Source organism: Nodosilinea sp. LEGE 07298 (assembly GCF_015207265.1).
Classification (GTDB): Bacteria; Cyanobacteriota; Cyanobacteriia; order Phormidesmidales; family Phormidesmidaceae; genus Nodosilinea.
In genome coordinates this window covers 1-10,702 of sequence record NZ_JADEXE010000232.1, presented here as the reverse complement: position 1 = coordinate 10,702, position 10,702 = coordinate 1, and the positions used below count along the sequence as shown (strand labels likewise).

The window sequence follows — 10,702 nt, the reverse complement described above, 5'->3', positions numbered from 1 at the left end:
CTACAGGCCCTCGGCTGGCTCGATGCCAGCGGTCTCCCCCATCTGCCCGACGACCTGCAAGCCCACCTGGGCCAACTCACCCCAGCGGGCCTGTTGCGCGAGCTGAGCCAAACCCTGGCCGATCGGGCCGGATACCTGCCGATTGAGCGGGCTGGGTTAGCCTTATGGAAAGAGCTCTACCCCAACACCCTGCCCCCCACCCTCGATGCCTGGATTGATCAGGCCTTTGGGGAGGCGATCGACCAGGGCACCATAGAAGTAGAGGCCTGGGCACCGGGCCAACCCCGCCACGGACGGGGCTTATATGGCGATCGGGAACGAAAACTGGTGCGCTGGACGATTCACGACGACTTTACACTGCCCGCTGGGAAAGACCTATGACTGCTATACCCACCACCCATCACCAATGGGAAGCCACTGGCGTCAGCGGCTATCCAATTCGCCATCCGATCGTGGGTCAGGGGAGCTTTCATCGCAAGCTTAAAAACTTTTTGCGCCTGGTAGACACGCCCGATAACGCCTTTGCCCATGTGTTTGCGGCGGTAGCTCCATGGGGGGTGGGTAAGTCGCGGTTGGGCTATGAGGTGGTGGCCCAGGTGAACGACACCTCCCAGGGCTGGAAGGTGCGGGATGAAATGGGCAACCTGGTAGACGCCCACCTGTTTAATACCGATACCGAGCGAGAGCAGTATCTCGCCCTCTACATTCGCTATTCGCAAATTGCCCACGAGCAACTGCACCTCGATAACTGGCTGGCTCCTGGTCTATATAAGGCCTTAGTTCCCCTAGCTAGGGGCAAGTTTGACCGCTCGATTCAGCACCAAGTGGCCCAGCAAGCTTATGAACGGCTGTTGGTCAAAGGGTTTGAGCCCGCTGAACTGGCAACCGCCATGGAGCTTGACCAGCATTCCGAGGATGACCTCTACCGTGATACAGAGCTAGCCACCCGGCTGTGTACCGCCGCCTACGACGTGCTGGCAAACTACGGCATCCAATACGTGATGGTGGTGCTGGATGAATTGGAGACCGCTGCCGAGCGGGCGAACGCGGGCCTCTCGGCAGAAGAAGCCCGCACCATGGATGGCAAAGCCATTACCCTGCTGCGAAAAGCGGTGGAAGTGCCTACCCTAGGCCAGGCCGAAATTACCGGCCTCAGTAAGGCGATTAAAGAAGAAGATGCCCGCGCCCGGTTCCCCTGGTTGCGGTACCTGGCCCTCTGCTCTCCGGCGATTGGGGACGAACTAAAAGAAGTCGAATCTACCAACCGCCGGTTTGAGATTATCGACCTGGAGCCCAACGCCTTCGCCGATGTCAGCACCTTTGTCGAAAGTCTAGACCGAGAAGGTCGCCTGCTGCGGAGCTATCCCCAGGGTCTAGTAGAAGCCGCCTACATGATGAGTAACGGCAACTTCGGGTGGTTTAACGTGATCATGGCCGCCGTAGACCAGGCTATGGAGCAAATCTCCAGGCCAGAGGCCCCGATTAGTGAGGTGTTTCAGCGGGCCATTCTTTGTTCTGAGCGGGTCGGTCGCTACATTCTAGATGCCCGGTCAATAGATGAGCTCAACCTCCCCCGCGAGCTGGAATCAAAGGCGAGCGACCTACTCTTTGGCCAACAGCCCATTTCCATCGACCAGATTGGGAACGAGCCTGCCCAGCTTTTGCTGAAGGCGCGCAATTCCTTTGGGGAGCCGGTGGCGATCGGCTATCAGCGGGTGCGATGGCATAGGAACGAATGCAGTCAGCTGCTGATTCAAGCCCGAGGTCAGCGCCAGAGCGGCACCGGCAACTGGACTCTGCCCGGCATTCCAGAGGCCATCAACCTGGAGCATCTGCTCGATAACCTGGCTACCCTGGCTGTCCGGGAAGGGGCCGTCACGCTTGAGGGCGACCTCTACACCCTATTACTGCCCCAGATCGAGCCGGGCTTTTTGCAGTTGCTAGACCTGATCTACCCCCATCCAGCGGTAGAAGATGTCGGTCGCATTCTCTGGGCAGGGCTAATGGGGGAATCGCGATCAGAGGCCATCCCCACTCATATTGGCCCCTCGATCGACATGCTGCGGCGGCTGGATATTCGCCTACGGAAGGCGAGTACCGATGCCATTTTGCGATCGCCTGCCGAAAACCAGGCCTATAGTCTGGTCGTTGAACGGCTCAACCGATCAGAACGGGAGCAGCGGCAGGATGTGCTAACCGGCATCATGCGGCTGTTGGACGAGCACTGGGACTACGACCCGGTGGAGGTGGATGGAGAAGCATCTGTGGTGGCCATGCGTACCGACAAGCATGGGCTGCGGGACTTCAAAGGCCTGTCCCTCAATCCTAAAGAGCTAGTAGTTTTAGCCTGGGCCAATAGCGATACAGAACTGGAAAATGTCTTGGGTATCGTTGCCACCGTGCAGGAGAAAGAGGGCTGTTGCCCCGTCCTAGTTTTTACCTCTGACTATGGGCTCCCAGACCGGTTTGCCACCGCCAACAAGTCGATTTTTAAAAAAGCCCGTGGGTTTGCTCAGTTAATCAACCTCAACTCCAGTGAACTAAATGCCCTAGAGCAAGTCGGCTTACCAAGAGAGCACTGGGATGGCTTTCGACTGCACGAAGACCGCCTCACCAACCGATTTAACCAGCGGCTTAACCGCATCAAAGGCTCCTTTGCCCGCAATATCCGCGACTGGCGACACCGCCTGAGTGGTGATGGCCGCATCGCCTGGCCGATTCGGCCCAGTGGCGTGCTGAAAGAGCCGGTTTTTAATGCCCTGATCGAGGGCTGGAAGACAGCGATCGTTGACTATGAGGGCCAATCTCTGGAGGAAATCGGCAGAGGCAAAGAAACCGGCAAGCTCGATTTTGACACCCTGCTTCCCGCGATTGATAGCCTTGGATTGAGCACGAGCGCTGGCCCTAGAGGCTATAGAGAACCTGAAGACACCGCCCAGTTTTGGTTAGGTCAGCAAAAACGAGCTAAGCCTGAACTTCCCCCTCTTCTGGTTTACGGAATTGTGGGCTGGTTGCGACAAATAGAGCTTGATTTAGACCCGACTATTTCCGTAGACAAAGCCCGAGAAAACTGGCTTTGGGGCTATTTGTGGGATAACAACAAGCTCAACACTGTTTTTGATGAGTGGATGACCCTAGCCCAAAAACTGCACTGGGTACAGCCAGCCAAGGATGAGGCCAGCGGGCGGAAGAAAAACAAGCCCTACACCTTAGTCTCTCTGCATGAGCTAGAGGGCAAGCTCAATGAAGCCAAAAATTACTTAGATCGAAAATATCCAGAGCTCTATCAAGATTTACTAGGTGTTTTTGGGGACGGAGTGATCTTCAAAATTACTCCTGGCAAAGGGCCTCGGTATGAACGGGCAAAGAGCCAGCTAAAAGATGCTGAACAAGCCCTGGAGGAATTGAAAGCCTATGAAGGCAAGCCGTTTAACAAAGACTGGTTTTTGAAAGCCACTCAGCTTCGCATTCAGTTTTGTCGAGCTCTAGAGCAAGTGTATGTCGAGGAAACCCAGCAGAAAAAGCTGGCTCCGGCTCAGCTTGATCCTCAGATTTCTTTTGACGACAACACCAAACCATTTTGGGAAAGAGTCAACCAGGTTTCTCAGTTCGCTGAATACGTGACCTCTATCGCGACTCGAATTCGGGAAAAAGTACCTGCCGTTCAAGAAACTATCCGGTCTTACCAGGGAGATACTGAAGGAGGGTTACGTTTTCCCACCAACCTGTTCGTTCGGCCTCTCAGTAAAGTTTTAGATACAGTGGATGCCGGGATGGAGGGGCTTGACCCATTTACTAGTTCGGAACGGAGCCGCAATGCCCACCCTGAGACCTTGGCCTACTACTTAAGAGATTTACGCACCCAGGATGCATTTCGAGAGTTAGAAAAGCTAGGACGAGAGGTTGGCGTTAGCGTAGATCCCCGACAGGATGTGGCAAATGCCGAGTCAATCTCAGGCTATATCATGCAGGGGTTCCGAGAGCTACAACGGCGCTATCAGTCTGCCAAAGATACCGTTCTAGATTTACAGGTACGCCTAGAGACTCTAGAAACTACGCTGGCAAGCGCTCCAGATGATTTCTCTATGCCAGAGAACGCACAGCTTGACGAACTTTCAGGACAGCCAGAACTGATTGCTGACGACCTAGAGATCAGGTTGAGTGAGGATGTGGACGAACTCCTTGACCGCTACGACAGCAGCATGAAATTGGGCAACTTTGAGCCTTTGATGCGGGAATCGCTCAATACTCTGTTAAACCCTTCTGAAGCTGCTTTAAGAACTCTGGTGGGTAAGGTTAGAACCCTAGAGAATGCCGTGCAAGACTATCGCAAAAAGCTGCTGGAACGGGAAACAGCCCAGGATATTCGACAAGCCTACAACAAGCTGCGGCAGATCAAAGGCAGACCCGAAATTTCACCCCCTAATATGGCTGACCTGGAGAAGCAAAAATCTCTGCGAGATGCCCAGATCTATTTAAGAGGCCAGGAGGAGGTTTGGCGTGAAGAGGGCGCAAAAATCCTAGAGGAAACTGGGGTCAGTTTTCAAGAATGGATGGCTACCCTAAATAACCTTGCCCATCCACCCATTACACCCGAGCAGTTAGATAGCTTGGTATGCCATGGTTTCTTAATTCGTACCTATGGTCTGCCAGGAGGTGGAGCATGACCCTGCAAATTAGGCTGGTAGGCGAACTGGCTACCCACAGCCGGGGCCGCATCTTAAAGAAACTGCTGGGGGCCGAAGCCGGAGAACTGCCAAAGAGCGGGGCTGCGATCGCCTTTGGTAAAGACTGGCAGCAACGGGCAGCAACCGATCATCCCTGGGTACGCTGGTGCGAGCAGCCTGGGCACCTGCTGCTGCTGATTCCCCCCTACAGTCGGGGAAAGGCTGAGGCTCCCTGTCCCTGGGAAGTTCTACCAGGCCAGCCACTGGCCGGGGGCGAGTCTGACTTAGCCCACAAGCTGGGTCAAGAGATTCGCTACAGCCTGGGGGGTGCCCTGCTGCCGTTTGAGCGAATTAGTGGCCAGCTGGTGACCGGTGGCTGGCGACGACACCCCAACGCGGGCCTATGGGTGATAACGACGCTGCCGCTTTGGTCGCCTAGTTTGTTGACTGGAGGTGCGATCGCCCCCGCCTGGTTAGCCGATCTTTACCAACAGGCCGGTCAACCCTTGCCTGAAGTTTCGGGGACTGAAACAGAGGATTCAGGTTCTCTACCGCTCAATCTTCAGCCAGAAGACTGGTCAATTATTGTGCATTTTGCCAGTGGCGATTACCCAAACCAAGCTGCCGCCCTAGCCGCCCTGGAGGACTCCCCTATTCTGGCAATCAATCCTGCCCTGGCCAAAGCACGGGTTGAAGAGCTGACCCAATCCGGTTGGATTCAGGCAGGCCAGCTAACCAACACTGGTCTGGAAATGCTAAAGCGATCGCCCTATGCCTTCTACGCTCGGGAAATGAGGAAACTACAGCATGAACACGATTGATACTGAAGACTTAAATGTTTCTCTGGCCCGACGCCTCAGTCTGACCACCCAGCTTTATCTGCCTGGTACCGCAGGGCGCATCTCCCAGCAGATTCGCGAGCTAGAGCGGGTGGCCCCTGACTATGTGAAAGCCGGATACGTGCGCAAACTCATGCCCCCGTCCCCTCTTAACCTCCACGTCGGAGGCATAGCGACGGATTTTAAAGGCCCGGTTCGCATCATGGGAGGCTTTTTGTATGCGGTAGGCGGGCTGCGCACCGATCTAAAAATTCGCGACAACCAGATTGGCACCGGCAGCAAAAACTCTACCTGCGAGATGGATGATATCGACTTTGAAGATCAAAAACTCCGCCTCAAGCTCATTTCCATTCGCCATGCTTACGAGTTAGCGGCGACGGCTTTAGAAGATGGTGAAAAGCGGGAGCTGCTTATTTTAGATACTCCTCTCCTCCTCTCCCGGTCTCTTAGCTCTGCCCGAGAAGGCAGCCTGTACCCCAATAAGCGCCAGACCTACGAGCAAACCCTTGAGGCGATCGACGAATTTTGGCAAACCTACCAAGATCGGCTATTTCCCTGGAATCCCCGAGGGCCAATGTTGGTGAGCATCGGCACCGGTCGCTATGGCGCAGTCTTAGACATGGCCCAACGGGATTTTCGTAACAAAGACACCAAGAGCTTTGTGCTGGAACAAGAGCAGGCCCGACTAAAACCTCTAGAGAACCTAGATAAGTTGGGGAGTGCCGTTCTAAGCATTGGTCAACAGCGCTTCTTGACCGGCATTCTGGAGTCTTACCACCGTACAGTGGCCTACCGCATGAACGTTCAAACTCCCCAGATGGAACCTAAATGGTTGGCTGACATAGGGGTGTATGGCTTTCACTTCAAGTCGGCCCAGGGCACTAGTCCGTTACTGGTGCAGGTGGTTGGGCCCGCGACCGGCTGGCCAACGGAGGCGTTCGACCGACTGACCAGTTGGCTGATGGCTTTAACCGCCCTAGGCGGCAAAAAAGCAGAACCATTACCGGTCTACTTATCTAAACGGGAGCTGGGCAGACCTCTAGATGTCTTCCTCCAAAACTATGCCCGTGAGGTACACAGCTATCTTCGCAACCGAAAACTAGAAGAAAACTGGCTTTCAGATTTTGATGATTTTGAACTTGAAGGAGAATCCATCCTGTGAAACAGCGGCATCTAGGCAAGTTAGTGGGGAACACGGGCGATCCCAAGAATCTGATGATGATCCTGAACTCCTCCTTCGCTGCTCGACGGGGAGAATTCATCCGCATCCGTCACCGCGAGCTGGAGGATGAGCCCGAGGCTAATGTGCTGGGTCGCATCGTTAGCATTCATCGGAGTAATGTGCTCTACAACTCCGGTTTAGGATCATCCGTAACAGAACTAGAACTGCTGCCCGGAGCCCAAATTACTGGAGAAAACCTCCACGCCAAACTAGAGGTGGTGGGTTATAAAGACCCCGTAACTGGACAAATCCGGATGCCCCGACGGCCTCTAGATCCGGGGGCAAATGTGGAAACTGTAGACTTTCAGTTTCTCTCCTCTTTTTACGAGTTTCGAGAAGATACTGGGCTGCATCTCGGTAATCTGGTGGGGTACGACCGTGGCGAAAATATTGTTCCAGTCTATCTAGACGTACCCAACCTGGTTACAGAACATTTGGCGGTGTTGGCGATGACCGGAGCCGGTAAGTCTTATACAGTGGGGCGCATTATTGAGCGGTTGGTGACTCTCAATAACGGTACGGTGGTCGTGTTTGATCCCCATGGGGAATATGGCAAAGCCCTTGCCGGAGGGCGTATTCAGTTTAATGAGCAAAATGAGGTTGCAGACCCGCGAGATGAGCGGGTTTTACCCCAAATTCAAAAATTGCTTTGGCGGTTAACCGAGGCTGGAGCCGGTATTCAGGCCTATACGCCCCAGTCGTCGTCTTTTCAGGCAAAATACGCCAGTGCTAACCACGAACTAGCACTCCAGTTTGACCAATTTGAAATGGACGATCTGAGCGAAATTTTACCGGGACTGACAGAACCCCAGGAGCGGGTTCTGGATGTGGCGATTCGCTACTGGCGGCAGCAAGAGAAGTCTCCCCGAGACATCAACCAACTGCGGGACCTGCTCAGCGGCGACCTGCAAGAACTGCGCGACTGGAAGGAGCTTACCGAGGCCGAAGGTCGGGCGTTGAACAGCCGGAGTGCGGCGGTTGCCTCCATCAAGCTGCGGCGACTGCTGAACGATGCTCAGGCCTTTTACTCGAAGGCATTGGCTGCCCCCACCAATATTGCGGATATGGTCGGTCGTCGGAGTGATAAACGAGGGCGGCTGGTAATTATTGACCTGCAAGGGTTATCAGATAATGCTAAGCAGGTAATTACCGCCCTAGTCAGTAGCGAAATTTTGAAGGCCGCTTCCAACAAGACAAACCCGATTCGCCCCTGTTTCTTGGTGTATGAAGAAGGCCATACTTTTGCTCCCTCCGGGCAGCCTGCTATCAGCTTACGCATCATCAAAAAGGTGGCCGGAGAAGGGAGAAAGTTTGGAGTAGGGTTTGCAGTAATTAGCCAGCGTCCATCAAAACTAGATGCTGACGTAACCTCCCAATGCAACACCATCATCGCCATGCGGCTGAAGAACCCGGATGACCAACGGTTCATTCTGCGGGTATCAGACATGTTTAGCAAAGCGGATATTGATGAACTCCCCAGCTTATCCACTGGAGAAGCCCTGGTCACCGGTCGAGCTATTCCGGCTCCTCTACTGGTCAAGGTGGGTGCGAAGGCCCTAGTCCATGGAGGGGCGTCTCCTGAGGTGTTAGAGATGTGGGGGCATTTCGATGGTTGACGTGAATCGGCTGCTAGAAGAGTTTCAATCTCTGTCTGTAGCCCAAGAGCACTATCCCATCTGGACAGACTGGGGGGTTGAGTCAGTCTCAACCAGCATCCATAGCTTAGGTCTGAGCTATCTCACCCGGCTGGGGCAAGAGATGGGCTACACCGCTTGCCAAGAATTTCCTGTGACCGCTTCCATTCGAGCTGACTGTGTGTGGTGGCATCGAGAAACCCGTCAACCCCTGGCTTTTTTTGAGTTTGAGCGATTTAAGAATGGGGTTGAGTTAGAAGACAAGACTAAAAATCTGTTGAAAGCCTATCAGCACCATCGCCGATTACCCCAGCTTTTGGGGTTGATGGTTTGGACTGAGGATTTTTTCCCTAAGCATCAAAACTACTTTGCCCATCTCTGGCACCTGGCCAGAAGTGGTTTTCAAACGAATGATGGGCAACAGATTGCAGGGTTAACTCAGCCCGACTTCCATATTTTTGAGTTTCAGCATACCGAAGAGAAATCTCGTCTGAAGTTGCAGTGTATCCGTGAGCGTACCCCCCAATGAAACCGCGAGCACTTGAACAACTGTTTAAGCTAATGCCAGACAGCATCTTAGGAGATAATCACTATCTCCTGGAGACATGCCTTGGCAGCGGCACCCATGGCGTGGTCTGGAAAGCAAAGAATCTAAGGGAAGACAGAACCGTAGCGCTGAAGTTTCCAAAAACTCAGGGTAGCCGCGATCGTGACCTGGCCGAAGGACAGGCTCTGCTGGATAAAGAACATCCCAACCTAGTTCGCATGTTCTGGATGGGTCGAATTCCGCCTGAGCGATCGCTATACGCCATTGAGATGGAGTACTTTAACGGCCAGACCCTAGCCTTTCTGCTAGATGGCGAGAATAGTTCGCTGGTGGCCAGCTACCACTACCTATTACACCTTTACCAACAAGTGCTCAGTGGAGTCGCCTATCTCCACGAGTTGGGCCTAATTCATGGGGATATCAAGCCCCAGAACGTGTTGGTTCAAAACAAACAGGTCAAAGTGACTGACTTTGGCTCCAGTGTCACTACAGAAGATATCTACAGCCGCAGCCGTGAGACCGGTGGAACCGCCCTGTATTCTGCTCCAGAATCTGTGGTGATTGGCCCCCATGCCGAAATTACCAAGTCCCTAGTCGCCAAGGATATCTACAGCTTGGGTGTAGTGCTCTACCAATTGCTGACCGGCAGACTGCCTCACGACACCCCTGCCCAAGTACTACGTCACACTCCATTCTTAACTCCACGGGAGCTCAGCACATCTATTTGTCCAGAAATGGATGCAGTGGTCATGCGCTGCTTGCAGCGAAACCCAGAAGACCGCTGGCCCAGTGCCCATGAACTTCAAGTGGAATTTTCTAAGGCGGCGAGTTTACAACTTCAGTACCATTCAGACCGCCCGCTCCAACTGCCTTACACTACCGTAGAAGACTGGTCTAGCCGGGTGATGCTCTACTTTCAGAAAGAAGATTGGCAACAAGCAGAAAGCGTCGCCCGAAACGAGTTTCTCCGCAGTCAAGACTTCCATGCTGGTCTGTTCATGCTCAGATCTGCTTTTTTAGATGAGCGTTATCTACAGGCCGTAGAATATTTGGAGGGTTACCCCGAACTGCTTGAACAGGAGCACGAGGCCATTGGCGAAGTGGAGCTGCTGGCATTGGAAGCTTATTTGAGATGCGATCGCATTTTTGAGGCCGAGAAAATGGTAGAAAGATGCCTTCAGCGCCAGGGAGAACGTCCTGTCCTGTTGATTAGAAAAGCATCTGTTTTGGGAATTCAGGCCCGCTATGATGAGGCCAAGAATATTCTCATACAGCTAAATCGTTTGCGCCCAGGTAAAATCACCATCTTAAAACGATTGGTGACAGTCTTCGAGCAACTACGAGACTTCAGTAAAGCCGATGCTTTTAGACGTGAATTACAAAAACAATTAAACCAAAGAGCAGCCTGAAAAACAATGCTTTAGAAAAGCTTAAAATCACAACTAAGATGATTGTGCTATTCGCAAGGAGATTGATTTCTCGGAATCAACTGGGTTGCCAATAATTATGAGCCAAAATTTGAAATATTGTATCAGCGCTCCCAGTATTTAGGAATACCAGTCTGAGCTTTCCCAGCCAAGCTTTTACACCGTTGTATTCGCAACGCCTCAGCCTGAAACCGTTTCAAATCATCCATAGTTAAGCATTCTGAGGTGATGATATTTCCCGGGTGCATCCCAGTCTTGCAAGACTCATTTTGAGAAGTAGCCATTCAGATACGCACATCGCTGTCGGAGCACTTGTTGCACGTTATGTGCGTCCCAGTGAGCGCCTGAAATCTTGATTCGACGTCC

General features: G+C 53.1%; 6 protein-coding genes and 1 pseudogene. All 7 read left to right on the top strand.

Annotated elements, in window-relative coordinates; translation table 11 throughout:
• Positions 1-381: pseudogene (locus IQ273_RS24370) on the top strand (hypothetical protein); the annotation flags it as partial.
• Positions 378-4,667 (top strand): hypothetical protein, encoded by a 4,290-nt coding sequence (locus IQ273_RS24365; RefSeq protein WP_194025742.1) that lies wholly within the window; start codon positions 378-380, stop codon positions 4,665-4,667. The pseudogene IQ273_RS24370 and the gene IQ273_RS24365, both read left to right, overlap by 4 nt.
• A complete protein-coding gene (locus IQ273_RS24360; protein ID WP_194025741.1) occupies positions 4,664-5,488 on the top strand; it encodes a hypothetical protein in 825 nt (274 codons plus the stop codon). The genes IQ273_RS24365 and IQ273_RS24360 overlap by 4 nt, the downstream gene beginning before the upstream one ends.
• Complete coding sequence (locus IQ273_RS24355) at positions 5,475-6,668, top strand: hypothetical protein (RefSeq protein WP_194025740.1); 1,194 nt, start codon at positions 5,475-5,477, stop codon at positions 6,666-6,668. Before IQ273_RS24360 ends, IQ273_RS24355 begins: the two co-directional genes overlap by 14 nt.
• Complete coding sequence (locus IQ273_RS24350; protein WP_194025739.1) at positions 6,665-8,344, top strand: ATP-binding protein; 1,680 nt, start codon at positions 6,665-6,667, stop codon at positions 8,342-8,344. The genes IQ273_RS24355 and IQ273_RS24350 overlap by 4 nt, the downstream gene beginning before the upstream one ends.
• Complete coding sequence (locus IQ273_RS24345; RefSeq protein WP_194025738.1) at positions 8,337-8,891, top strand: hypothetical protein; 555 nt, start codon at positions 8,337-8,339, stop codon at positions 8,889-8,891. The genes IQ273_RS24350 and IQ273_RS24345 overlap by 8 nt, the downstream gene beginning before the upstream one ends.
• Positions 8,888-10,318, top strand: a complete 1,431-nt coding sequence (locus IQ273_RS24340; RefSeq protein ID WP_194025737.1) for a serine/threonine-protein kinase — start codon at positions 8,888-8,890, stop codon at positions 10,316-10,318. The genes IQ273_RS24345 and IQ273_RS24340 overlap by 4 nt, the downstream gene beginning before the upstream one ends.
• Positions 10,319-10,702: the final 384 nt, after the last annotated feature.